Source organism: Flavobacterium covae (genome assembly GCF_001534645.1).
Lineage (GTDB): Bacteria > Bacteroidota > Bacteroidia > Flavobacteriales > Flavobacteriaceae > Flavobacterium > Flavobacterium covae.
The window spans coordinates 610,177-634,944 of the sequence record NZ_CP013992.1 but is presented as its reverse complement, the minus strand read 5'-3'; the positions used below and the strand labels follow the sequence as shown (position 1 = coordinate 634,944).

Genomic DNA, 24,768 nt, shown 5'->3' with positions numbered 1-24,768 from the left:
ATCCATTCTTCATTTTTTTGGCATAATAATTGAAAAGTATAACAAAGACAATTCAACAAAACCATAAAATATGAAAAAACTATCATTTATAATCGGAGTCTTTTTAGTTATACTAAATTTTCAAATTTCTGCTCAGGTTTCAGTAAATTTAAACATAGCAGAACACCCTAATTGGTGTACCAATTATTCTGAAAACCAAATTCAGTATGTGTATTTACCTGAATTAGAATGCTATTATGATAACTTTAACCAAACATATATCTACTTAGGACCAAGAGGCTGGTGTCGTTCAAGTACTATTCCAGACTATTGCAGAGAATATGATATACAAAGAGCACCTAGAGTAATTATAGATTATAGAGGAAACTGTCCTTGGACCTCTTTTAATTATCACAAAAAACATCATTGGAAAAACAACTACCGTAACTACCATAGCGAATATTACGGACCTGCTTATTCAAGAAGAGGAAATTATGTAACTTATAGAAATAGAGACTATGATCATGATTATTATTACAGAAGAAATGATGATCATTATGAAGACAGAAGAGAAAATAACAATTCCTATAGAGATCAAAAAGAGTATAGAACTGAAGAAAGAGAACCTAACCATGCACATGGTAGACGATTTTAAAACATTTTAATCAAATCAAAAAAGCAGTAATATCACATACTGCTTTTTTTAATAGTATTATAAGATCATTCAATATCTGTTTCATTTCTTTTATCTTTGTTCTCAAATTTTTACACCTTGAGATATTTTATTGAATTTGCATATAAAGGCACTCATTATCACGGTTGGCAATATCAACCCAATGCTATTTCCGTACAAGAGACTTTAAATAAAGTTTTTTCTACACTTTTACAAGAAAATATAGAAATTGTAGGAGCTGGTAGAACCGATACTGGCGTACACGCTTCGCAAATGTATGGGCATTTTGACACTCAAAAAGAACTAGATTTAGCGAAACTAAAACAAAGGGTTAATTCTTTTTTACCAAAAGATATTGCTCTCTTTCGTATTATTCCAGTACATGATGAAGCACATGCTCGTTTTGATGCCACCTCTAGAACCTACCATTATTATATCAGCACTCAAAAAAATGCCTTTAATACAGAACTTGCTTGGTATAATCATCATATTTTAGATATAGATGCCATGAATAACGCATGCAAAATTCTTTTTAAATACATTGACTTTGAATGCTTTTCAAAAACACATACAGACGTACACACTTTTAACTGCAAAATAACAGAAGCCTACTGGCGTAAAGAAAACCAAAATTTAGTTTTCACCATCACTGCCGATCGTTTCTTACGAAATATGGTAAGAGCTATTGTAGGAACTATGGTTAATATTGGTACTCATAAAATCACCAAAGAAGATTTAATTTCCATTATTGAAAGTAAAGACCGGAAAAAAGCAGGTTTTTCAGTTCCTGCACAAGGATTATTTTTAAGTAAAGTAACCTATCCTTACATAGATGAAAGCATTTGATAGTACATTATTCAAAAGAATACTCACTTATACCAAACCCTACAAATGGCGGTACTACAGCGTTATTATATGGGCTATTCTATTATCTATTTTTGCTGCATTACGCCCCTACTTGTTACAAAACATTATAGATCATTATGTCATTCCTAAAAAACTAACAGGTTTTTTGATTATGCTAAGCATCATGGGTACTACATTATTACTTGAAGTATTAGCCCAGTTTTACTTCGTTTATTGGGCCAATGTATTAGGGCAAGATATAGTAAAAGATATCCGTGTAAAATTATTTCATCATATAAGTAGTTTCAAAATACAATATTTTGACAAAGAACCTGTGGGAAAATTAATTACTCGTTCTGTCTCTGACATTGAAGCTATAGCTCGTATATTCAGTCAAGGTTTATTCATGATCATGAGCGATTTAATGAAAATGGGAACTATCTTTTTTTTTATGCTATACATGAATTGGAAACTAACTCTAATCGTAATAGCAGCTATGCCAATATTATTGTACGCCACTCGTATATTTCAAATAAAAATGAAAAACGCATTTGAAGATGTTCGAACTCAAATTGCCAACATGAACACTTTCATTCAAGAACGATTAACAGGAATGAAAATTGTTCAACTTTTCACACGAGAAGAAAAAGAATTTGAAAATTTTAAAAAAATAAACCATTTACATCGTAAAGCTTGGGTTAAAAATGTTTGGTATAACTCTATTTTTTTTCCAATTGCTGACATTGTTACCTATTTAACCTTAAGTGCTATAATTTGGTTTGGCTGTAATTTATTATTAGAACATGATTCTTTTACTAACATAGGACATCTTTTTGCATATACTATGTATATTACAATCTTCTTTACCCCTTTAAGGCAAATAGCAGATAAATTTAACGAAATGCAAATGGGAATGATTGCTGCTCAACGAGTATTTGAAGTTCTTGATTATCAAGAAAACATAGAAAAAAATGGAAGGATTGAAGCTCCTAAATTTATAGGAAAAATAGAGTTCAAAAACGTCTATTTTGGTTATAAATCTGATGATTATATACTCCAAAATCTTAATTTAAGTTTAAACCCTGGCGAAACCGTTGCCATAGTAGGAGCTACTGGAGCTGGCAAAACAACTATTATTAACTTACTCAACCGATTTTACGATATCCAAGCAGGATCTATTTACATAGACAATCAAAACATTAAAGATTTTACCATAGAAAGCTTAAGAACCCAAATAGCTATTGTTCTTCAAGATGTATTCTTATTTGCTGATAGCATCTATCACAATATTACCTTAAGAAATCCTAAAATATCTAAAGATCAAGTCATAGAAGCCGCCAAAATAATTGGAGTACATGATTTCATCATGACTTTACCCAACAATTATCATTATAACGTCAAAGAACGAGGTGCATCTCTTTCATCAGGTCAAAGACAGTTAATCGCTTTTTTAAGAGCCTATGTAAGCAATCCTAGCATATTAATTTTAGATGAAGCTACGTCTTCTATAGATCCTTATCTAGAAGAAAAAATTCAAAAAGCAACGCAAACCCTAACAAAAAATAGAACTTCTATTATCATTGCACATCGTTTAGCAACAATTATAAATGCAGATCGGATCTTAGTCCTAGACAAAGGAATCATTGTAGAAGAAGGCATTCATACTTCTCTCTTAAAAAAAGAGAAAGGAGTCTATAGAAAATTATACGAAGCACAATTTAGTAATCACATAAAATAAACCAAATACAATGGAAAAATTTTTTATTGAAATGTCTGTTCGCAATTACGAATTAGATGTACAAGGAATTGTAAACAATTCCGTTTATCAGAACTACCTAGAACACGCTAGACACCAATTTTTACACCACCATGGAGTAGACTTTGTTGAATTTGCTCAAAACAACATCTTATTAGTCGTAAAAAATATTGAAATCAATTTTAAAAATTCACTTGTTAGCCGAGACCATTTTAAAGTAGAAGTAAGTGCTGAAAAAGAAGGAAATCTAAAAGTAATCTTTCATCAAAATATCATTCGAGTATCCGATAACAAACTCATTGTATCTGCTAAGATAACAGGAGTAGCTATAAAAAATGGTCGTCCTGTAGCTCCCGACACTATCCCACAAATAGCACAATTATTTACAACAGCAGTTATTTAATAATAAAACTTTTTTCTAAAACAAATAATCAACTAATTAAAATTAATTAAATTTGATCTTTAAATCCTACTAATATGAAAAAAATAATCTTTATTATTACTTTATTATCAAGTCTTATCACATTTGCTCAAAATGGAGAAATAATTAATAATCCTTTTACACCTGAACAAGATACTCTTTTTTCTAAAGCACTAGAAAAATTAAATTCTAAAAAATACCCTGATGCTATAGAGATGCTAAACAAATTAATTTCATCTAATAAAGAACAGAAAATACCTTATTTTTATTTAGCACAAGCCTATTTTGAAAACAAACAATATTCAGAATGTGCTGAAATTTGTACTAAAGGTTTAATTATTGGTCCAAAGGAAAATGCATTAAATTATTATAGAGCTAAGGCTAATATTGAACTGGGAAAAACAGATTCAGTATGTAACGATTTGAAAAAATCAGGTACTCAAGAAAAAGAATTATTAAAATATTGTAACTAAAAGAATCTTATTTAACAATATTTCCTTCTAGAAAAATATCCGATATAATAAAATTTTATCTAATAGATTTCAAAACATTCAAGAGGCTGTCCAAAAAGTAATAAATCAATATGCAGTTTGCCACTCCGATAAGGAGGAGTCTCATAATCAACATTATGTAATTTCTCCCTTTGATTGAAATGACAAGATTGCGAACTTTTTGGACAGTCTCTTCTATATCATTTGACAAAGGCGGATAGCCTCTACTGCTTCCTTTACATCATGCACACGCAAAATAGAAGCCCCTTTAGTTATTGCAATCGTATTTAGAACAGTAGTCCCATTTAATGCCTCCTGCACCGTAATATCTAATGTCTTATAAATCATAGATTTTCTTGACATCCCTACTAAAATAGGTAATTCAGCTATAGATAAAAGCTCCATTTTAGATAATAACTCAAAATTTTGTTCCAATGTTTTAGAAAATCCAAAACCAGGATCAAGAATCAAATCGTTAATACCATAACTCCTTGCCTTTTCTATTTTTCCTGAAAAATAAAACAATATTTCCTTAAGCAAATCATCATAATCTACCATTTTCTGCATTGTTTTAGGAGTTCCTCTCAAATGCATCATAATAAATGGAATATTATGCTTAGCAATAATCCGAAACATATTCTCATCTAATTCGCCAGCTGAAATATCATTAATCAAAGAAGCACCTATTTGCAAACACTCATCCGCTACCTTACTATGAAAAGTATCAATAGATAACAATACTTCTGGAAATTTAGTTATCAAAAGCGAAACAATTGCTTCTATCCTACCTAATTCCTCATCTGCAGACAAGAACTGTGCATTAGGTCTTGTTGATTGACCTCCTATATCTAAAAAAGTAGCTCCATCAAGCAGCATTTTTTCCGCTTGTTTTAAAACAGAAACATCCGTTTTTAATTTTCCTCCATCATAAAAAGAATCAGGCGTTATATTTAAGATCCCCATAACCCTTGGAATCATCAAATCAATAAGTTTACCTTTACAATTTATCGTAGTCATTTGCATTTTATTAACAACATTTTATTTTAAAATCCCTATTTTTGGAAAAATTTGACACAAATATAGCATACAAATGAGTAATACATCTCAACAATACGACACAATAATAAACAACTGTCGCGATTTATACACTAAAAAAATGAAAGATTATGGTAGTGCTTGGCGTATTTTACGTTTACCTTCTCTTACAGATCAAATTTTTATAAAAGCTCAACGTATTCGTTCCTTACAAGAAAACGAAATAAGAAAAATAAATGAAGGAGAAACCTCTGAATTTATAGGAATCATAAACTACTCTATCATGGCTCTAATCCAATTGGATAAAGGCGTTGCAACACAACCCGATCTAAATGTAGAAGAAGCCACAAAACTATATGATGAAAAAGTACTAATCACCAAACAACTTATGGAAGCTAAAAATCATGATTATGGAGAAGCTTGGCGTGATATGCGAGTAAGTTCATTAACAGATCTTATTTTACAAAAAATTTTACGAGTAAAACAAATTGAAGACAACAAAGGAAAAACCTTAGTAAGTGAAGGCATTGATGCAAATTATCAAGACATGATTAATTATTCCGTTTTTGCCTTAATTTTATTAGAAAACATGAAATAATCTCAACTTTATAAATCCTGAAATATACAGGATTTATATGCTTTAAAAATAAAAAAATGAAAAAAAACCTGACGCTCCTATTACGAATTATAATAGCATTACTCTTTATTATATCAGCTATTGCAAAAATGTACCCATCACCCTATTTTGCAATTTCAACTTTTGAAGTAAAACAATTGTATCCTTTAGGATTTTCTGAAAGCATAGCCCCTTGGTTTTCAAGAATTTTGATAGGTATCGAAATGGCGCTAGGAATACTAATTCTACAAAATAATTATCTTAAAAAAGTAATTATTCCTGCAACCATTACGTTGCTTATTGTTTTTATTATTCATTTGTCTTATGAAACTTTCATTAATGGTGGTAATTCAGGGAACTGCGGTTGTTTTGGAGAATTAATACCTATGACTCCCATAGAAGCCATCATCAAAAACTTCATTGCTATTATCATTCTTGGCTTAATTCTTTTTATGCTACCAAAAGACAATACACAAATCCATAAAATTTGGCCAATAAATCTAATCACATTAGTCTCTATCCTTATAATTTTCATATTAGCCCCTATCAAATCAGCAAGTGAGTTAGCATTACCAACTGAAATTGTAACAAATACAACTTCCATAGACACCTCTACAACTAAAAAAGATAGTATAAAAGAACAAATAACTATTCAAGATTCTATAATAAAAAACTCAGAAAAGAAAAAAGAAGAGAAAGAAAAAACAACCAATGAACCTCTAAAAAAGAAATCAGGCTATACTCAATTCTTTTCTAAAATTGATAATGGTCGTAAAACCTTGTGCTTCTTTGTTCCTGGTTGTGATCATTGTCGTCAAGCAGCAAAAGAACTAACAGAGTTAAAACGCACAAATAAAAATTTCCCTGAAATCCTAGTTCTATTCATGAACGAAGAACCAGAAAAAATACCTGATTTCTTCAAAGAAACAGGCGCAGAATACCCTTATAAAATCATAGAAATCATACCCTTCTGGAAATTATTAGGAACAGGAAAAGATACCCCTGGTGTAAAATATTTATGGAACGGAAATGAATATAAATACTATTTTGGAATAAACGAAAATCAATTCAATCCTAAAGACTACCAAGAATTAATTAATAAACCCTTTACACAATTAAAATAAATGAAAAAAATAATAACATTAATACTCACAATGATACTTAATATCTCATGCTCAAAAGCACAAGATACACAACTCAACAATGAAACCTTAAATTATTCTTTAACTGACATTAACGGTCAAAAAATTACATTAAAAGAAATAATATCTCAAAATGCAGGAAAAAGTATTGTTCTAGAATTTTGGGCTTCATGGTGTGGAGATTGCATTAAAAATATGCCCAATCTAAAAAAATTACAAATAGAAAATCCTGATACTAAATTTATTTTCATTTCTTTTGACAAAACTCCAGAAACATGGAAAACAGGAATTGAAAAACACGAATTAATAGGAGATCAATTGTTTGTAGGAGAAAACATGAAAGGAAATTTTGGAAAATCAGTAAATCTAGACTGGATTCCTAGATACATTGTTTTAGACAAAAAAGGAAAAGTAGTTTTATTTAGAGCCATTGAAAAAGATACTGAAAAAATAAACCTTCTTTTAAAAACATTATAAAACATGCAATAAAAATATTTTAACTCTTTAAAAGACATATCTTTGCATCTTAAAATACTAACAAATACAATATGAGACAAAAAATAGTAGCTGGTAACTGGAAAATGAACAAAAATGCTAAGCAAACACAAGAATTGATAGCAGACCTAATTACAAATCTTCCAGAAACAGACGCTAAAATAATCATAGCTCCTACTTTTGTTAACTTATCACAAGCAGTTCAACAAACAAACGATACAACTATAGAAGTAGTTGCGCAAAATATGCACCAAGCAGAAGGCGGTGCTTTTACAGGAGAAATATCTGCTGATATGTTAACAAATATTGGAATCCAAACCGTTATTTTAGGACATTCTGAACGCCGTGCTTATTTTCATGAAACCGATGCTCTATTAGCCAATAAAGTAGATACAGCACTAAAGCATCAAATGAACATTATTTTCTGTTTTGGAGAAGAATTAAAACACCGTCAAAACACACAACATTTTAACATAGTAGAATACCAACTAAAAGACGCTCTATTTCATTTAAATGCTTCTGATTGGAAAAATATAATTTTAGCTTACGAACCTGTTTGGGCCATTGGCACAGGAGAAACAGCTTCTCCTGAACAAGCACAAGAAATGCATAAATTCATCAGACAAACAATCCTAGAACGTTACGGAAATGAAATTGCCGAAAATGTTTCCATTTTATACGGAGGAAGTGTTAAACCAGAAAATGCCAAAGAAATTTTTTCTCAACCTGACGTTGATGGAGGTTTAATAGGAGGTGCTTCTTTAACTACAAATGATTTTATAAATATTATAAAAGGAATATAAGTTAATAATACCACTTCAAAAACCGGAGTTTTTTGAAGTGGTTATAAAAATATCAACCCATTCTTTTCCATAAAAACTTAAAAACGAAAAGCTCAATAAAAACCCTATCTCTCTATTTTCCTTTAGCCCTTCTAAAAAAGTAAAAAAAGTTCTATTATTTTACTTTTTCCACACCTCTTTTATTTTTCATATAAAACTCTTTTCATAAATACAATCCAAAACAATAATTTCAATCTTAAAAACCATTCATTTAAACAAAAACAACCAATATTTAAACATTTTAGTAAAAAAATCAATCCTAAATAATAAATATTCTAAAAAACACTTGCATATTACAAACAAAAATTTCTATATTTGCAGCCGCTTTCGGGGTGTAGCGTAGCCCGGTCATCGCGCCTGGTTTGGGACCAGGAGGTCGCAGGTTCGAATCCTGCCACCCCGACGAAAGCTTACCAATAAAAATTCAAAAACACCTTCGGGGTGTAGCGTAGCCCGGTCATCGCGCCTGGTTTGGGACCAGGAGGTCGCAGGTTCGAATCCTGCCACCCCGACTAAAACCTTTCTATTCAGAAAGGTTTTTTTTTATTATATACTAACTAAATTTGATAGAACTTCAAAAAATCCTACTTTTGCATTTTTAAATCCCACAAAAATATGTTAATTATAGGTATTGCAGGCGGTACAGGCTCAGGAAAAACAACTGTAGTTCATCAAATCATGAATGAATTACCCGAAACAGAGGTAGGTATCATTTCTCAAGATCATTATTATAGAGAAACTAGCGATTTAAGCTTAGAAGAAAGAACAAAAATTAATTTTGACCACCCTCGTTCAATTGATTTCGCATTACTAACCGAACATTTAAAAGACCTTAAAGAAGGAAAGGCAATCGACCAACCTGTTTATTCATTTGTCAAACACAATCGTACCGGAGACACCATTCATACGCTACCTCGTAAAGTAATGATAGTTGAAGGTATTTTAATACTAACAAACCCAGAACTAAGAGACATGTTTGATATTAAAATCTTTGTTCATGCCGACTCGGACGAGCGACTAATCAGACGACTAAAACGTGACATTGCCGAAAGAGGACGTGACATGGAAGAAGTATTAAATCGTTATCAAACCACACTAAAACCAATGCACGAACAGTTTATAGAACCTACTAAAGCATTTGCAGACATCATCATACCTAATGATAAATACAATACTGTTGCTATTGACGTAGTGAGAGCAGTTATCAATCAACGTATTTCTTAAATACACCCCCTTTTTAATTCATTATCGAATATGTTTCAATCCTTCAAAAACTTCTTAAAAAGAAAATATTGGTTTAAAATAATCAGTAATAAATACTTTTTAGTAAGTGCCTTCTTTTTAATATGGATGCTTTTTCTAGACAACTACTCCTATTTAGATCATCAAGTCCTAAACAAAGAAATTGAAGAACTAGAAGATAACAAAAAATATTACAAAGAAGAAATTCAAAAAGACCTTGAACAAATTAAAAAATTAAAAAGTTCAAATGAAATTGAAAAATACGCTCGTGAAAAATATTATATGAAACGCGAAAACGAAGATATTTACATCATAGAATTCGAAAATGACACATTAAAATAAACATTATTGCTATTATTTTAAAAAAGGGTTAAATTTGCATTTATTACTAATAACAATTTAACCCTTTTTTTATGAGAAAAACTTTACTCGTATTATCATTAATCTTCTCTCTATCAACCCTTGCCCAGCAACCAGGCGATTTGATTAGTGTAGAAAAAAAAATGGACGATTCAGCCCCCCAAGTACTTCAAAGAATGGCTGGTTTTGGCAATATTAAATTACCTACTGCTGTAGCTAAACTTTTTCAATTTCTTGTTAAAGGATTAGAAGGATACAAAGTAACCTATTGGACTACAGACCATCATGACAAACTTGTAAAAGCACATGGTTTAGTTATGTTTCCAAAAGTAGACTACCCTCTTTCAACCGTTCTATTAGAACATCCTACAGCAGACAAAAGAGTTAATGTACCTTCCAATTTAAAAAGCACACGAGAAGGCGGATTCATTCTTGATATGTTATACGCTCTTAACGGCTACTATGTAGTCTCTCCTGATTACTTGGGATTAGGTGATTCAGAAGGCGTACACCCTTATGCTGATGCAAAAACAGAAGCATCTGCTAGTATAGATATGCTTACAGCTGCTGACACATTCTTAAACCAAAAAGGAGTAAAAAGATACAACGAATATTTCCTTTCTGGCTATTCTCAAGGCGGACACTCCACTATGGCTGTACTAAAATACAATACAGAAAAATACAAACGTTTTAACTTCAAACAAGTATATGCTGGAGCAGGTCCATACGATTTATCTAAAACAACCTATGAAGATCGCGTCTTAGGCAATGAAGACTACCCTTCATCTGCTTTTATTGCATATATTGTAAATGGAGCACATAGTTTAGGATATAAACAATATCAGAAAAACTTTACAGAAATGATTTCTCCAGAATTTCAAGAAATTTACAAAAAACACGTTCTTCAAGAAGAAGGAGGACTTGATTGGGGACCTCTAAAATGGAAAACCCTATTTACTAAAGAATATATTAAAACAGCATCTAGCCCTAGTAACCCTCTAAGAGATTTCTTAAAGAAAAGCGATGTATATGACTTCCATAATACAACACCTACAACCATGTCATACACTACAGCAGATGCTGAAATCCCTTTTCTAAATGCCCTTAAAACTGAAAAAGTACAAAGAAACTACTATTCTCTTTTTGATTTATCTAAATACAAAATTAACGCTACCAATCTAGGTCCTTTAGGTCATGCAGGAGGCGTTTTCCCTTGGTTAATTGCTTCTATTGCAAAATTCAACTGGCATAGAACAGGCGGACTATTAAACTGGAACGCAATCAGTTCAGATAGAATTTCTAAAAATCCTACATTAGAACTCAACAAATCACAGTTACATCCACTCATTACAGCAAAAAGTAAAAATCCTGATTTTGAAATCACAAACATCTATGGTTTTGACCAAAATTCAGCTAGTAACAGAATGGTTAGCAAAAAACTAGAAGACCTAAAAGAAGGTGCATATATTCTAGAAATGAAACATGACAACCAAATTTATAAGATTGCCTATGCAAAAGAAAACTCTATAAAAGTAGCAACTGAACAATTAATAACTGAACACAAAGAAGGCAATTGGACTATTAACAGAAAAGGACTTGATAATGAAGACATAACAATTTATGTTTTTGACCAAAAAAACAATTTAGTTCAAACTGAAAGTTTCAATAAAAACGAAGATATAACAATTGATTATTCAGATCTTAACACAGACCTGTATACTTTAGAACTAGTAACTCCTACTATTTCTTTAAATACCGAGGTATTCCGTAAAGCAATGGAGCTAAAAGATCAATTGATCATATTAACCGAAAACGAAGAAATCACACTAAAATCTAACAAAGAATTTAGTACTATTTTAATAACTGATGTACAAGGTAAAATTCTTTCACAAGAAACAGTAAACAATACTAAAATTTTCACTAAAAACTTACCTAAAACAAACAGCGTAATCATTACAAAAGTAACTTATACAAATGGCGATTACGAAACTAAAAAAATCGTTTGGTAATTAAATTGAGTTCTATAAAACAACAAGGAGGTAGTTTTTAGACTACCTCCTTGTCTTTTTTACAATAAATTATAATCATTTTAAAGCAAGATTCTTTTCTTAAATGTTATTTTTTTAAATTTGTGAAAAATCAATCAACTATTTCATCTAAAAATAGTTTGTTTATTACAACATGAAAGAAAAACTATTCCATGCCTTCGATAATGTTGCTACCAAACAATGGAAGCAACAAATTCAATACGAACTAAAAGGCGCCGATTATAATGATACTCTTGTTTGGGAAAGTCCTGAAGGAATTAAAATAAAGCCTTTTTATCACCAAGATGAAACGATTGTTCCCTACGAACCTACGACCAAAACAGATGCCTTTACCATAGTTCAAAATATTTTTGTCTACGATTTAGACAAATCTATCAAAAGAGCTTTAGAAACTTTAAACCGTGGTGCTGAAAGCCTACGCTTTACCATAGAAAACGAAGATACGGCTATTGAAACACTTTTACAGTCCATACCCGAGTCCATTCCTGTTTACATCAAAACTACCTTTTTGAATGAAGCTTTCATTAAAAAGATAAACACAATTCGACCTAATGCCATTATTGAAATTGACCCTATAGGTCAGTTAACCAAAGACGGGAATTGGTACCTCAATTTAGAAGCTGACTTCAAATTGCTCAATGAAATCAAACCGACTTTAGCCATTAATGCAGAAATTTACCAAAATGCTGGAGCTAACATCGTACAGCAATTGGCCTATACCCTAGCCCATATTAATGAATATTTCAACAGAATCACAACTATTACTAAACCTATAACCATTCATGTTGCTATAGGCAGTAATTATTTCTTTGAAATAGCTAAACTCCGTGCTTTACGTTTACTTTTTAACACTTTAGCTAAAGAATACAACCATACTTTCGATTGCCATATTTTAGCTACACCTACCAAACGCAACAAAACACTTTATGATTACAATGTCAATATGTTGCGCACCACTACAGAATGTATGAGTGCTATTTTAGGTGGTGCAGATGCAGTGGCTAATCTTGCGTATGATGCCATTTATCATAAAGACAACGAATTTGGGGATAGAATTGCGAGAAACCAATTGTTAGTATTAAAACACGAAAGTTATTTTGATAAAGTAAACAACCCTTCTGACGGCGCCTATTATATTGAAGAATTAACGCAGCAATTAGCGGACAAAGCGTTAACCTTATTCAAAGACATTGAAAACAATGGCGGGCTCATCACTCAATTGATAGAAGGTATCATCCAACGTAAAATCAAAGAAAGTGCTGATAAAGAACAAGAATTATTTGATACGGGCAAAGAAGTATTGTTAGGAACAAACAAATACCCTAATAAAAACGACCGTATGAAAGATGATTTGGAATTGTATCCTTTCATCAAACAGAACCCACGTAAAACATTAATCACTCCTGTTATAGAACGTCGTTTAGCAGAAAAGTTAGAACAAGAACGTTTAGCCACAGAAGAATAAATAAAAAACGATAATCTGTATTTCTAAACCCTTAACCAGATGAAAAAAGTATTTTCAATAGTATTCTTAATTGCTTGCTTCAATTTATTTGGACAAAAACAATTTGAAGCGACAGACAAAAAAAGTGGACAAGCAACCACGATTTTGGAAGGCTCTCGAGTAAAACTAACCACACAGGACAGGAGTCAAATGCTAATTAAAAATGCCGAAACACTTACTATTGAGGGACAAGAAGTTGCTTTAACAAACATCAGTAGCATTAAGAACTACCCTCATGGTGGTCGCAAATCTAAAAACGGAAGTGCTTTAGCCTTGTTTACTGGAGGTACTAATGGGTGCATTAGTCAACAACAAGCATAAAACCTTAATCTATCGCAATTATATTTTTAAAATTGTAGAATAATTGTTCTTAAAATCTCTTTTAAATTATTTATAAACTTAATAATTGTCACCGAATCTCTTAAAATATCAAGATTTAATTGTTGAAATCAAGAATCAAATTCTTAATTCTCAACAAAAAGCTATGATATCTGTAAATAAAGAACTCATTCTTTTATACTGGAATATCGGAAAAATGATTATTGAAAACCAAAATTTATTTGAAACAAGAAATAATTATATAGAGCAACTTTCAAAAGATATAAAAAGTATTTTTCCTGACCTATCTGGTTTTTCTAGAAGCAATTTATTCAACATTAGAAAATTTTATCTTTTTTACGCTAACGCTTCAATCCAACAAGCTGTTGGACTAAATTCATCAAATGCACCAATCCAACAAGTCGTTGGATTAAACGAATTATGTACCATCCCTTGGGGGCATCATGTGTTAATTTTAGAAAAAACAAAAACGATTGAAGAAGCAGCCTTTTACATAAAGGAAACCCGTTCAAATAACTGGAGCCGAGCAATTTTATCATTACAACTAAAACAAAATCTTTTTGAAAGACAAGGTAAAGCGATAACTAATTTCGATAAAACACTTGAAGTAAAACAAGCATTTTTAGCCAACCAGCTTTTAAAAGACCCTTATAATTTTGACTTCCTCACTTTAGAACCGCAAGTTCATGAATTAGAAATTGAAAAATCATTAACTAATCATATCACAAAATTTTTATTAGAATTAGGTAAAGGTTTTGCATATATAGGAAGACAATATCCAATTGAAATTGGAAACAAATCCTATGCATTAGATTTACTTTTCTATCATATAACCTTAAAGTGTTATATCATTATAGAATTAAAAGCCGTTTCTTTCGAACCTGAATTTACAGGAAAACTAAACTTTTATCTGTCAGCGGTTGATGATTTATTAAAATCAGAAAATGACAATCCTAGCATTGGTATTTTGCTATGCAATGGCAAAAATGGGATTGAAGTTGAATACGCTTTAAAAGACATCAACAAACCAATAGGCGTAAGTGAATATACATTTACAGAAATATTACCAAAACAATTAGAAAAAAATATCCCAACAGTAAATGAATTTGAAGAATTACTAAAGAAAAATTCATGAGAAAAAACATACAACATTTAACTTTGGAGCAATCCAAAGACGTTAAACAAGAAACGTTAAACGCAGCCCAAGACTTTACCACTGCCGAAGGCATAGCGGTAAAACCTTCCTATGCCCCATCGGATATAGAAGGATTAGAACACCTGGGTTTTGGAGCGGGTTTTGCCCCCAACTTACGTGGACCTTATGCAACCATGTACGTTCGTCGTCCATGGACCATTCGTCAATACGCAGGATTTTCCACTGCCGAAGAAAGTAATGCTTTTTACAGAAGAAACTTAGCCGCTGGGCAAAAAGGTTTATCTGTGGCATTTGACTTGGCGACGCATCGTGGCTACGATTCAGACCATGAGCGCGTAGTGGGAGACGTAGGAAAAGCTGGAGTAGCCATTGACTCTGTAGAAGACATGAAAGTCCTTTTCGACCAAATTCCATTGGGCGAAATGTCGGTTTCTATGACCATGAATGGCGCCGTATTACCTATCATGGCGTTTTACATAGTAGCAGCCGAAGAACAAGGCGTAGCGTCTAACCTACTTTCAGGAACGATTCAAAATGATATCCTAAAAGAATTCATGGTGCGTAATACTTACATTTACCCACCTACCCCATCGATGAAAATCATTGCCGATATTTTTGACTATACCAGTAAAAATATGCCAAAGTTCAACTCGATTTCTATTTCAGGCTACCACATGCAAGAAGCTGGAGCTACCGCAGATATTGAATTAGCTTATACTTTAGCCGATGGTCTAGAATACATACGTACAGGTTTAGCCGCGGGAATGAATATTGATGAGTTCGCTCCACGCCTTTCGTTTTTCTGGGCGATTGGAATGAACCACTTTATGGAAATTGCTAAAATGCGTGCAGGTCGTATGCTTTGGGCAAAACTCTTAAAACAGTTTGATCCAAAAGATGAAAAATCGCTTGCTTTACGTACACACTGTCAAACATCGGGTTGGAGTTTAACCGAACAAGATCCTTTTAATAATGTGGCGCGTACTGCTATTGAAGCTGCTGCGGCAGCCTTTGGTGGAACACAATCGTTACACACCAACGCCTTAGACGAAGCGATTGCATTACCCACCGATTTCTCAGCGCGTATTGCTCGTAATACCCAAATTTATTTACAAGAGGAAACCAAAATTTGTAAAACGGTCGATCCTTGGGCGGGAAGTTATTATGTAGAAAGTTTAACTGCTGAAATAGCCGAAAAAGCATGGGCATTAATCCAAGAAGTAGAAGAACTGGGCGGAATGACCAAAGCGATTGAAGCGGGAATTCCTAAACTTCGCATTGAAGAAGCCGCAGCTCGTAAACAAGCTCGTATTGATAGCGGACAAGATATTATTGTTGGGGTAAACAAATACCGTTTAGAAAAAGAAGATCCGTTACATATTCTTGAAGTCGATAACCAAACCGTTCGTAAGCAACAAATTGAACGTTTGGAACAAATAAAAGCCACGCGCGATACAGCAAAAGTAGCAGATTGCTTAGCCAAACTAACCGAATGTGCTAAAACAGGTAACGGCAACTTATTAGATTTAGCCGTAAATGCAGCACGTAACCGAGCGACTTTAGGAGAAATAAGTGACGCCTTAGAAAGCGTTTTTGGAAGATATAAAGCACAAATTAGAAGTTTTAGTGGCGTGTACAGTGCAGCAATAAAAAATGACGAAAGCTTTGAAAAAGCACGTCAGTTAGCCGATGAATTTGCAAAAAAAGAAGGTCGTCGTCCTCGTATCATGATCGCCAAAATGGGGCAAGACGGACACGATCGTGGTGCTAAAGTAGTAGCCACAGGCTACGCCGATGTAGGTTTTGACGTAGACATTGGACCTTTATTTCAAACGCCACAAGAAGCAGCTAAACAAGCCGTAGAAAACGACGTACATATTTTAGGGGTTTCCTCATTAGCAGCAGGGCACAAAACATTGGTACCTCAGGTAATTGAAGAATTAAAAAAATATGGTCGTGAGGATATTATGGTAATTGTTGGCGGCGTAATTCCTGCACAGGATTATCAATACTTATTTGATGCTGGAGCAGTTGCCGTTTTTGGTCCTGGAACTAAAATTAGTGAGGCTGCGATTACGATATTAGAGGTTTTAATAGCCGAATAACTTTTTCACACCTGACAGGTTTTTTAAAACCTGTCAGGTGTGAAAACTTAAACAAAATCAAATTAGGCTTTTTACTAATTAAATCATTAGTAAACCGAATTAAGTTTGGTTTATTCCAAATTAATTACACTAAAACCTGTCAGGTGTGAAAACTATTTTACCTATATTTGTTTTATATATAAGCCAAAATAGTTATGATACAAGCCTTAGAACGTGGAAATTACTACCACATCTACAATCGTGGAACTAATAGTGTTACACTTTTTGACAATAAAGAAAATTACGAGTATTTCCTTACTCTCTATTCCCTTCACATTGATCCTATTGCTGAGACTTTTGCTTGGTGTTTAATGAAAAATCATTTTTACTTTGTGGTGAAAATAAAAGAAATTTCAGAAATTTCAACGGATAAAATTATTTTACCCTCTCAGTCTTTTTCTAACTTATTCAATGCTTATACAAAAGCTTACAATAAAAGCACAAAACGGCATGGTGCTTTATTTGAAAGACCTTTTCGCCGAAAACAAATCAACAACAGAACCTATTTTCAAAATGTAATCATATACGTCCATCATAATCCTGTACATCATAACATTTGTGATCATCCTATACAATATCCGTGGAGTTCGTATGTAAGTTGTACTTCTGACAGATCAACAAAACTCAAAAGAAAAGAAGTAATGGAACTATTTAACGATATCGAAAATTTCAAACAATCCCATCAGGAAAAATGTAATTTAGACCTGACAGGTTTTTAATACCTGTCAGGTCTAAAAATCTTTCCCCCTTCCCAACCTTTTATTCAAAAAAAACCTCTATACTTATAAGCCATTTTATAGAATTAGTTATGTTTAAAAAATCATTCCTCTTCATCCTATTATTCATCAGCCTTTACAGTTGGGCGCAAAATCCGCAGCTGACAGTAAAAGACAAAGACTCTTCCTTAGTAAAACTTAGCCAACTCAAAGTGCAGGTAAAAATTGTGGGCAACATTGCTTACACCACTACCGAAATGCATTTTTTTAATGCTTCTACCCGACCAATGGAGGCCGATTTACTTTTCCCGCTTCCTGAAGGAATTTCGGTGTCGCGCTATGCCATTGATATTAACGGAAAAATACGCGAAGCAGTACCTGTGAATAAAAACAAAGGAAAACAAGTTTTTGAAGCCGTCGAACATCGTAGAGTCGATCCTGGATTGCTTGAAAAAGTAGAAGGTAATAACTTTAAAACCCGAATTTTCCCTTTGTTACCTAATAGCGAACGCATCGTCATTATAGGCTACGAACAAGAATTGAGTATGCTAGACAAAACCTATTTGGGCTACCAAATGATGAGTTCGTACACCAAAGCCATTGATACTTTTGAGCTCAATATTAGTGTGATAGGCAGCGATGCCCAACCCAAAATCTCAAATGACGGCAAAGAAATTACCATCGAAAAGTTAGGCACTACGTACCAAGCGTCTATCCAACAAAAAAATTATATCCCAAAAGACAAACTATTGGTTAAAATTCCTGTTACCTCTTCCATCCCATCGGTGGTGACGCAGGAAAAGGACAACCAATATTATTTTTATGCTACAATGCATCTCGACGGAGCTAAAAAAGCGAAAACCTTACCTAAATCTATCGGACTTATTTGGGATGTTTCACTAAGTAGTCACAAACGCGATAGTAAAAAAGAACTGGAACTATTGGATTTGTATTTCAAAAAAATGCCTTCGGTAGCGGTAAGTTTGTACTTGGCTGGATTTCATTTTGAAAAGAAAGCTGATTATGTAATTTCCAATGGTAATTGGTCGGAGTTACGTAAGACTTTAGAAACCATTACCTATGACGGCGGAACGAATTATACCAAAATCGAACTCCCTAAAAAAGATGAAATCCTTTTCTTTACAGATGGTTTATCGACTTTGAGCGATGCCACACTTCCCGAAACCAAACAACCGCTTTATACCATCACCTCATCGGTAACGGCTAATTATGCCTTTTTAAATTACCAAGCCATAAAAACGGGTGGTGCTTTTTTGAACCTCAACACCTTAAAAACCGAAGATGCGCTGACTTTATTAACCCATAGAAATTTCCTTTTCTACGGTATTAAAAATAACAATACTGTCGTAGAAACCTATCCTATGGAAGGCACGCCTGTAACGCCTAATTTTAGTGTGGCAGGTATTTCGTTGTTACCTACAAATCAGGTTACTTTATTATTTGGTTATGATGCCGAACATCTTACAGAACAAACCTTAACTATTGCGACAAATAAAGAAACAAATACCGACCTCAATATCGAGAAATTATGGGCACAAAAAAAGATTGCCAATTTAGAAATTCAGTACAATAAAAACGCTGAAGAAATTGAAACCCTAGGTAAAAAATTTGGCATTATCACCCCTAATACCTCTTTAATTGTACTCGAAACGGTAAACGATTACATTTTATATGACATTGTCCCTCCAGCCGAATTACGTGAGGAGTTTGATAAAATTAAAAAAACACAATTAGCGAGTACCGAAGCTAAAACCAAAAGCAATTGGGAGAATATTGATCGTTATCATAGCGAACTGGATAGCTGGTGGAAAAAGAATATAAAGTTTGTAAAGAAAACACCACCTCCTACTCCTAAAGGTAAAAAGAAAGGTACTTACAGAACAGTGGCTCCTAGAGATCGAATGTATGATAGAAATGCAGCAGTTACTATTGATCAACCTACTGGAGACATTGATAAAATGGAAGTAAAAGAAGAATCAATGACTGCAAATGAAAGCCAAGTTGATAGAGCAAAAGCTAATTTAGTTATTAGTAAAAATGAAAGTGAGAGAAATATTGTAAACGCACTTCAAGGAAGAACTCCAGGAATAAGTTTAAATCAAAAAACTAATACAGATACTGATGGATATTCTACTACTTGGTCAAATACCAACTCCATCAAAACCAACTCTTGGAATCCAGATCGAGTTTATTTAAAAGCCCTAGAAAAAGTAGCTCCTGCCGAAAAATATGCTTTATATCTTAAATTACGGGAAGTCAATCAAGCCAATCCGAGTTATTATTTTGATGTAGCGACTCATTTTTACAACACTGGTGATACTGAAAAAGCGTTGTTGGTACTAAGCAATATCGCCGAGTTAGATTTAGAAAATCACCAATTGTACAAATCGTTATTGTTTGTATTACGCCAGTGGGGTGCCAACGAACTAGCCTTACACGTGGCTAAGAAAATTGTTACGTGGAGAACACACGAACCACAATCGTACCGAGATTTAGCCTTAACTCTAGAAGACAACAAACAATACCAGGAAGCGTACGACACTTTACTTAAATCTCTTGAAACCAATTACTATGGCGAAATGAGTGGTGTATATCAAGGCATTGAAGATATTATCCTGATGGATATTAACCGTTTAGCAGCAACCCACAACATCAAAACGGGTAAACTCGACAAAAAATATGTCGATGCTAAACCCGTGGATTTACGTATTATTTTGAATTGGAATCAAATGGATACGGATATTGATTTACATATCATTGAACCCACTAATGAAGAATGCTACTACGCTCATAAAGACACCGAAATAGGCGCTCGTTTTTCCAAAGATTTCACACAAGGCTATGGTCCCGAGCAGTATTTATTACGCAATGCGATTAAAGGAAAATACCAAATCAAAACCAATTATTATGGAGAGACCAAACTCACCGAAACAGGCCCAGCCACCGTTTTAGTAGAAATTTATATAAAAGACAAAAACGGTAAAATAGTTCGCAAACTACAAACCATCCAACTAGGCAAAGTAAAAGAAAACCAAAACCTAGCCGAAATCACCATCGATTAATCGTATAACTGATTCTTTCTATAGCAAGATTTTTTCTTGCAAGAAACACCAGCTCACACTGGTGTTTTTTTTTAGGCACATTCATAATTACCCAAACACTTGCATATCAACAAAATAAGTGTTATTTTAGAAGAAACAAACCCCGAAATTGCTCAAAAAGAGTCAAAAACGGGGTTTTTCTTTAAATGCTATGCCAAAAATAATACGTTTAAGCGAATTTCAATACCAAATTCCATTTTTTACTATCAATAAAGATTTTGATGGTTTTTACGCCCAATTTTTAAAAACAGATTTGGGTAAAATTTATCTTTCGATGCCTTTTTCAGAGCTTGCTCAAGCCTTCAAACTGAAAGATTCTCAAAAAGGGACTCATTGTTATTTTAGTCCTAAAGGCAAAATTGCTCTGATGATGCTTAAAAACTACTACGGTTGTTCGGATAAAAAGTTGATTGAACTTCTCAATGGAAATATCTTTATGCAATTTTTTTGTGATATTCTGATTCCGATTGATAAACCTTTGAAAAACTTTAAAATCGTGAGTCAAATCAGAATGGAGCTATCCAAGACTTTAACCATTGGCAAAGCTCAAGAAGTACTAGCTAAGAACTGGATTCCTTATATGGGAGATTTAGATAAAATGCTTACGGATGCTACTTGTTACGAGAGTGAAGTGCGCTTTCCTACGAACCAGAAATTGCTTTGGGAGTGTGTACAGTGGAATTATAAGCAAATGGAAGCTTTGTGTCATTTGTTTAAAATAAAACTACCAAGAACTAAATATTTAGATTGGTGTAAGCGATACAATCAATATTCAAAAAAGAGAAAAAAACAATCAAAACATCGCACAAAAGTTACCCGAGGTTTACTTAAATTATTATACAAACTCAATGGCGAACTTAGCCGTATTGAAGCACAAAATCCGTTTGAAGCCACTACAAAATATAGCAAACAGCGCCTGATTATCAAACAAGTATACAAACAACAAATTCAGATATTTAAAACTGGTAAAAGTGTTCCAGACAGGATTGTAAGTATTAGCAAAAGTTATATCCGCCCAATTGTTCGCGGGAAAGAAGTAAAGCAAGTTGAATTTGGAGCCAAAGTAAACAAAATTCAAATCGATGGCATTAACTTCATCGAACACATTCAATATCGAGCTTTCAACGAAGGAACTCGTCTGCAAAGCAGTGTTTTTTGCGCTCAGAATTTAACTAAAACAAAAGTAAAAATACTTGGAGCCGATGCCATTTATGCTACCAATAAAAATCGAACCTTCACGTCTACCAATACTATCCAAACCGATTTTGTACGTAAAGGAAAAGCTGGAAAAAATGAAGAACAACGCAAAATTTTAGCGCAACACATCAAGAAAGAACGAGCTACTCGACTAGAAGGAAGTTTTGGCAAGGAGAAGGAACATTACCATCTCAAGAAAATCAAAGCCAAAACCCAAAAAAGTGAGATCCTTTGGATTTTCTTTGGCATTCACACAGCCAATGCATTAGAAATAGGGAGACGGATTTATCTACAACAGCAAACTTTAGTAGCATAAAAAAAATGTAAGACCAGCATCATAGGGGAACGTGCGTCGTGTTGCGACCCAAAAACCTATTTTTAAACATTTGAATCCTTTAAAAAACAAAAATGACCCAAATTTGTAAATCAAAATGGGTCATTGTTTTATTTTTTTACAAAAGTGAGGTTACTTCTGAATGTGCCTTTTTAGAACTCTAATTCTTCACAAGATAATTCCTCTTCGTCTTCAATCCCTAAAATTCGTTTCACAAGATAAAAGACTGTAGTAGAAGATTCGCATTTTGATGGATTTTCTTTATTTTCTAAATTTTCATAAATTCTTTCTGCCCTCTTAATTGCTTGGCAAATTCTTCTTTTTCCTTTATCATAAGCTAACAGCACTTCAAAAAATTCATTCGATATAGATTTTCCTCGTTCATCATTACTGTCATCATATTTTAAATCATAAGGTGATAAAAATTTATTTAATCGATCTTTATATAACTTCCTATCCATAGGTTCACCTTGATAATCATTAAAATGAAGTAACAACCAGTATTCGAAAGCTTGGTGAGAATAAGCAACTTTAATATCATTTTGCTTTGCTAAAAAAATAGCATTATTAAAATTTATTAATTGTTTGGGATTATCAGCCTTAGGATCAGCGTCAAAAACACACCAAACTTCTTGATAATAACCTACAGGTTTATCATCTCTTTTTTCAATTGTTTTTTTTACTAAAGACAAAGTATTATCTCCAACGCCAATTACTCTTAAAGTTAATGTAGGTATTTTAAATTTTTCAAAATAATCTTTTTCAGTATTTTTCCCTTCACAAACTATTAAAATTTCTGGGTTACCTTTCTTAATATCGAAGGATCTCTCAAGAATTGGTTCTCCTCTTTTTTTTCTTTTAACATTTTGAAGTGATTCCTTATGTGTAAGTTTGTTTAATTGATCTTTAGATCTTTTATCTTGCATTTTCATTGTCAAAAGAATCTATTTATTAAACAAATCTGAAATATTTTCAAGAAATGGGATTCCTCCATATTTACCTTCTAAATACTTTTCTTCAAAATTTTCCTCTTTCCTTACTTTGAAATCAGCTAATGAAAATAATTTAGCTTCACCATATCTATTTTTTTGCATAAACCAAACTTGATCCCTTCTAAATAATGATTTGTGCAATAAGTTAGTATTATGTGTATTAAAAATTAATTGTGCATTATTCGGGTTTGTCGATTTTGAGTTAAACAATTCAATTAAAAATGATACAATATTAGGATGCAATCTTGAATCTAATTCGTCAATAAACATAGGACAACCTGTTTCTAAAGAAAACAGAACAAATCCTAATACTGCTAATAATTTTTGAGTACCAGCCGACTCAATTTCCTTAAAATCTGCTTGTTCATAGGCTACAAAATTGTAATCAGTATCATATTTTTTATGAACTGATTTTGCTTCGAAGAAAACCATTCCTTTTTTAAATTTAAACAATTCCAATAATTGAGTATTGTGTTCTTTAGGTAAGTTTTCTGGCTTAATTTCATTAACATAAATATCAGATATACCAATATCAAATCTTCTTAGTGTCTCAATAATCCTTAATCCTAAATTTGATCTTTTCGAAATTTCTTTAAAAGAAAACTCTTCATAAATTTCTGGTTCATTTCCTAAGAAAAAATGTATTTTCCTAAAATAATCGACAATAACACTTGCTTCTCCTACATTAAATTGATTTGCCAAAGATAAAATCAAAACATTATCTCTAATAATATCAAGTTGTTTTTGCAAAATTTCAAATTTCTTAAATGAAGTATGAAAATCTATACTAACTTCATCCCTATAAAACAACTCTACTTCTTTAGGTTTTTGATTAAGCTTTTTTTGAAATAACCATTCCGCTACAACACCTTTTTTATTTACTTCAAAACCATATCTAAATTGCATTTTGTCAAATAAAAAAATAATTTCAAATTCGGAAGAATCGTTTTCTGATGCTGTATTGAATTTAAAATTTTCCACATTAATTGGATCACCTTTCTGAGTCTTGGTCGATGAATTAACAACAAACCATCTCATAAATGCTAAAGCGTCCACTAAATTTGTTTTACCACTAGCATTCGCACCATAAACTACAGCACTTTTTAATAGCCTATGAGGATAATTTTTAATTTCAAAAACATTTGATTCCTCTGAATCAGATTTATCATAATTTGAAGCTACCATACTTAAGGTAACTTTATCTTTAAAAGTTTTAAAATTCCTAACAGAAAACTGAACCAACATTTCTCAAATTTTAATCAAATGTAATATTTTTTTAAACTTAAAAAAGGTTTTTGCGTATTTTTTAACAGAAACA

22 protein-coding genes and 2 tRNA genes are annotated in these 24,768 nt (G+C 32.6%); 21 read left to right on the top strand and 3 right to left on the bottom strand.

What is annotated here, in order from left to right; all coding sequences use genetic code 11:
- The first annotated feature begins 70 nt into the window (after positions 1-70).
- The 5 genes from AWN65_RS02685 (at position 71) to AWN65_RS02665 (ending at position 4,148) form a co-directional block, all read left to right on the top strand.
- Positions 71-634, top strand: a complete 564-nt coding sequence (locus tag AWN65_RS02685) for a hypothetical protein (protein ID WP_060381752.1) — start codon at positions 71-73, stop codon at positions 632-634.
- A gap of 117 nt (positions 635-751) precedes the next feature.
- Complete coding sequence (gene truA / locus AWN65_RS02680) at positions 752-1,498, top strand: tRNA pseudouridine(38-40) synthase TruA (RefSeq protein WP_060381751.1); 747 nt, start codon at positions 752-754, stop codon at positions 1,496-1,498.
- The gene (locus AWN65_RS02675; RefSeq protein WP_060381750.1) at positions 1,485-3,236 is read left to right on the top strand and encodes an ABC transporter ATP-binding protein; all 1,752 of its coding nucleotides are present in this window, start codon (positions 1,485-1,487) and stop codon (positions 3,234-3,236) included. Before truA ends, AWN65_RS02675 begins: the two co-directional genes overlap by 14 nt.
- A gap of 10 nt (positions 3,237-3,246) precedes the next feature.
- Complete coding sequence (locus AWN65_RS02670; protein ID WP_060381749.1) at positions 3,247-3,657, top strand: acyl-CoA thioesterase; 411 nt, start codon at positions 3,247-3,249, stop codon at positions 3,655-3,657.
- Positions 3,658-3,731: 74 nt separating this feature from the next.
- The gene (locus AWN65_RS02665; protein ID WP_060381748.1) at positions 3,732-4,148 is read left to right on the top strand and encodes a tetratricopeptide repeat protein; all 417 of its coding nucleotides are present in this window, start codon (positions 3,732-3,734) and stop codon (positions 4,146-4,148) included.
- 213 nt (positions 4,149-4,361) lie between these two features.
- On the opposite strand, the gene folP is transcribed toward AWN65_RS02665, so the two are convergent.
- Positions 4,362-5,189 (bottom strand): dihydropteroate synthase, encoded by an 828-nt coding sequence (gene folP / locus AWN65_RS02660; RefSeq protein ID WP_060381747.1) that lies wholly within the window; start codon positions 5,187-5,189, stop codon positions 4,362-4,364.
- Positions 5,190-5,256: 67 nt separating this feature from the next.
- Here folP and AWN65_RS02655 point away from each other — a divergent pair, with 67 nt between their 5' ends.
- The 16 genes from AWN65_RS02655 to AWN65_RS15145 all read left to right on the top strand — a co-directional run bounded on the left by AWN65_RS02655 (position 5,257) and on the right by AWN65_RS15145 (position 22,440).
- Entirely contained in the window at positions 5,257-5,799 is a 543-nt protein-coding gene (locus AWN65_RS02655) for a DUF1599 domain-containing protein (protein ID WP_060381746.1), read from the top strand.
- A gap of 56 nt (positions 5,800-5,855) precedes the next feature.
- Positions 5,856-6,941: a MauE/DoxX family redox-associated membrane protein gene (locus tag AWN65_RS02650; RefSeq protein WP_060381745.1), complete on the top strand. Its 1,086-nt coding sequence runs from the start codon at positions 5,856-5,858 to the stop codon at positions 6,939-6,941.
- Entirely contained in the window at positions 6,942-7,436 is a 495-nt protein-coding gene (locus AWN65_RS02645) for a TlpA family protein disulfide reductase (RefSeq protein ID WP_060381744.1), read from the top strand.
- A gap of 71 nt (positions 7,437-7,507) precedes the next feature.
- On the top strand, positions 7,508-8,257 hold the full coding sequence (gene tpiA, locus AWN65_RS02640) for a triose-phosphate isomerase (RefSeq protein ID WP_060381743.1): 750 nt from the start codon (positions 7,508-7,510) through the stop codon (positions 8,255-8,257).
- Between the two features lie 367 nt (positions 8,258-8,624).
- Positions 8,625-8,699 (top strand) — tRNA-Pro (locus AWN65_RS02635).
- Positions 8,700-8,733: 34 nt separating this feature from the next.
- Positions 8,734-8,808, top strand: a tRNA-Pro gene (locus tag AWN65_RS02630).
- A gap of 103 nt (positions 8,809-8,911) precedes the next feature.
- The gene (gene udk / locus AWN65_RS02625; protein WP_060381742.1) at positions 8,912-9,520 is read left to right on the top strand and encodes a uridine kinase; all 609 of its coding nucleotides are present in this window, start codon (positions 8,912-8,914) and stop codon (positions 9,518-9,520) included.
- Positions 9,521-9,550: 30 nt separating this feature from the next.
- The gene (locus AWN65_RS02620; protein ID WP_060381741.1) at positions 9,551-9,880 is read left to right on the top strand and encodes an FtsB family cell division protein; all 330 of its coding nucleotides are present in this window, start codon (positions 9,551-9,553) and stop codon (positions 9,878-9,880) included.
- Positions 9,881-9,951: 71 nt separating this feature from the next.
- Entirely contained in the window at positions 9,952-11,907 is a 1,956-nt protein-coding gene (locus AWN65_RS02615) for a lipase family protein (protein WP_060381740.1), read from the top strand.
- Between the two features lie 172 nt (positions 11,908-12,079).
- The gene (locus AWN65_RS02610; RefSeq protein ID WP_060381739.1) at positions 12,080-13,411 is read left to right on the top strand and encodes a methylmalonyl-CoA mutase subunit beta; all 1,332 of its coding nucleotides are present in this window, start codon (positions 12,080-12,082) and stop codon (positions 13,409-13,411) included.
- 39 nt (positions 13,412-13,450) lie between these two features.
- Positions 13,451-13,771: a hypothetical protein gene (locus tag AWN65_RS02605; RefSeq protein ID WP_060381738.1), complete on the top strand. Its 321-nt coding sequence runs from the start codon at positions 13,451-13,453 to the stop codon at positions 13,769-13,771.
- Positions 13,772-13,856: 85 nt separating this feature from the next.
- Positions 13,857-14,924 carry a PDDEXK nuclease domain-containing protein gene (locus AWN65_RS02600; RefSeq protein WP_060381737.1) on the top strand — a complete coding sequence of 356 codons (1,068 nt, stop codon included), beginning with the start codon at positions 13,857-13,859 and terminating at the stop codon, positions 14,922-14,924.
- Positions 14,921-17,050 carry a methylmalonyl-CoA mutase gene (scpA, locus tag AWN65_RS02595; RefSeq protein ID WP_060381736.1) on the top strand — a complete coding sequence of 710 codons (2,130 nt, stop codon included), beginning with the start codon at positions 14,921-14,923 and terminating at the stop codon, positions 17,048-17,050. The genes AWN65_RS02600 and scpA overlap by 4 nt, the downstream gene beginning before the upstream one ends.
- Positions 17,051-17,244: 194 nt before the next feature.
- The gene (locus AWN65_RS02590; protein WP_060381735.1) at positions 17,245-17,808 is read left to right on the top strand and encodes a hypothetical protein; all 564 of its coding nucleotides are present in this window, start codon (positions 17,245-17,247) and stop codon (positions 17,806-17,808) included.
- An 89-nt stretch (positions 17,809-17,897) separates the two neighbouring features.
- Positions 17,898-20,888, top strand: coding sequence for a VIT domain-containing protein (locus AWN65_RS02585; RefSeq protein WP_060381734.1), 2,991 nt, complete (start codon positions 17,898-17,900; stop codon positions 20,886-20,888).
- A 190-nt stretch (positions 20,889-21,078) separates the two neighbouring features.
- Positions 21,079-22,440, top strand: coding sequence for a hypothetical protein (locus tag AWN65_RS15145; RefSeq protein WP_063744209.1), 1,362 nt, complete (start codon positions 21,079-21,081; stop codon positions 22,438-22,440).
- Positions 22,441-22,610: 170 nt separating this feature from the next.
- Here the strand turns inward: AWN65_RS15145 and AWN65_RS02575 are convergent, their stop codons facing one another.
- Positions 22,611-23,390 carry an RloB family protein gene (locus AWN65_RS02575; protein ID WP_060381733.1) on the bottom strand — a complete coding sequence of 260 codons (780 nt, stop codon included), beginning with the start codon at positions 23,388-23,390 and terminating at the stop codon, positions 22,611-22,613.
- A 12-nt stretch (positions 23,391-23,402) separates the two neighbouring features.
- Positions 23,403-24,695 (bottom strand): AAA family ATPase, encoded by a 1,293-nt coding sequence (locus AWN65_RS02570; RefSeq protein ID WP_060381732.1) that lies wholly within the window; start codon positions 24,693-24,695, stop codon positions 23,403-23,405.
- Between the last annotated feature and the right edge of the window lie 73 nt (positions 24,696-24,768).

Coding starts and splice junctions, on each gene's coding strand:
- udk (WP_060381742.1), top strand. CDS start 8,912: ATGTTAATTATAGGTATTGCAGGCGGTACAGGCTCAGGAAAAACAACT.
- AWN65_RS02685 (WP_060381752.1), top strand. CDS start 71: ATGAAAAAACTATCATTTATAATCGGAGTCTTTTTAGTTATACTAAAT.
- AWN65_RS15145 (WP_063744209.1), top strand. CDS start 21,079: ATGCCAAAAATAATACGTTTAAGCGAATTTCAATACCAAATTCCATTT.
- AWN65_RS02575 (WP_060381733.1), bottom strand. CDS start 23,390: ATGAAAATGCAAGATAAAAGATCTAAAGATCAATTAAACAAACTTACA.
- AWN65_RS02605 (WP_060381738.1), top strand. CDS start 13,451: ATGAAAAAAGTATTTTCAATAGTATTCTTAATTGCTTGCTTCAATTTA.
- AWN65_RS02645 (WP_060381744.1), top strand. CDS start 6,942: ATGAAAAAAATAATAACATTAATACTCACAATGATACTTAATATCTCA.
- tpiA (WP_060381743.1), top strand. CDS start 7,508: ATGAGACAAAAAATAGTAGCTGGTAACTGGAAAATGAACAAAAATGCT.
- AWN65_RS02610 (WP_060381739.1), top strand. CDS start 12,080: ATGAAAGAAAAACTATTCCATGCCTTCGATAATGTTGCTACCAAACAA.
- AWN65_RS02675 (WP_060381750.1), top strand. CDS start 1,485: ATGAAAGCATTTGATAGTACATTATTCAAAAGAATACTCACTTATACC.
- AWN65_RS02590 (WP_060381735.1), top strand. CDS start 17,245: ATGATACAAGCCTTAGAACGTGGAAATTACTACCACATCTACAATCGT.
- AWN65_RS02615 (WP_060381740.1), top strand. CDS start 9,952: ATGAGAAAAACTTTACTCGTATTATCATTAATCTTCTCTCTATCAACC.
- AWN65_RS02655 (WP_060381746.1), top strand. CDS start 5,257: ATGAGTAATACATCTCAACAATACGACACAATAATAAACAACTGTCGC.
- AWN65_RS02670 (WP_060381749.1), top strand. CDS start 3,247: ATGGAAAAATTTTTTATTGAAATGTCTGTTCGCAATTACGAATTAGAT.
- AWN65_RS02570 (WP_060381732.1), bottom strand. CDS start 24,695: ATGTTGGTTCAGTTTTCTGTTAGGAATTTTAAAACTTTTAAAGATAAA.
- AWN65_RS02620 (WP_060381741.1), top strand. CDS start 9,551: ATGTTTCAATCCTTCAAAAACTTCTTAAAAAGAAAATATTGGTTTAAA.
- AWN65_RS02665 (WP_060381748.1), top strand. CDS start 3,732: ATGAAAAAAATAATCTTTATTATTACTTTATTATCAAGTCTTATCACA.
- scpA (WP_060381736.1), top strand. CDS start 14,921: ATGAGAAAAAACATACAACATTTAACTTTGGAGCAATCCAAAGACGTT.
- AWN65_RS02650 (WP_060381745.1), top strand. CDS start 5,856: ATGAAAAAAAACCTGACGCTCCTATTACGAATTATAATAGCATTACTC.
- folP (WP_060381747.1), bottom strand. CDS start 5,189: ATGCAAATGACTACGATAAATTGTAAAGGTAAACTTATTGATTTGATG.
- AWN65_RS02585 (WP_060381734.1), top strand. CDS start 17,898: ATGTTTAAAAAATCATTCCTCTTCATCCTATTATTCATCAGCCTTTAC.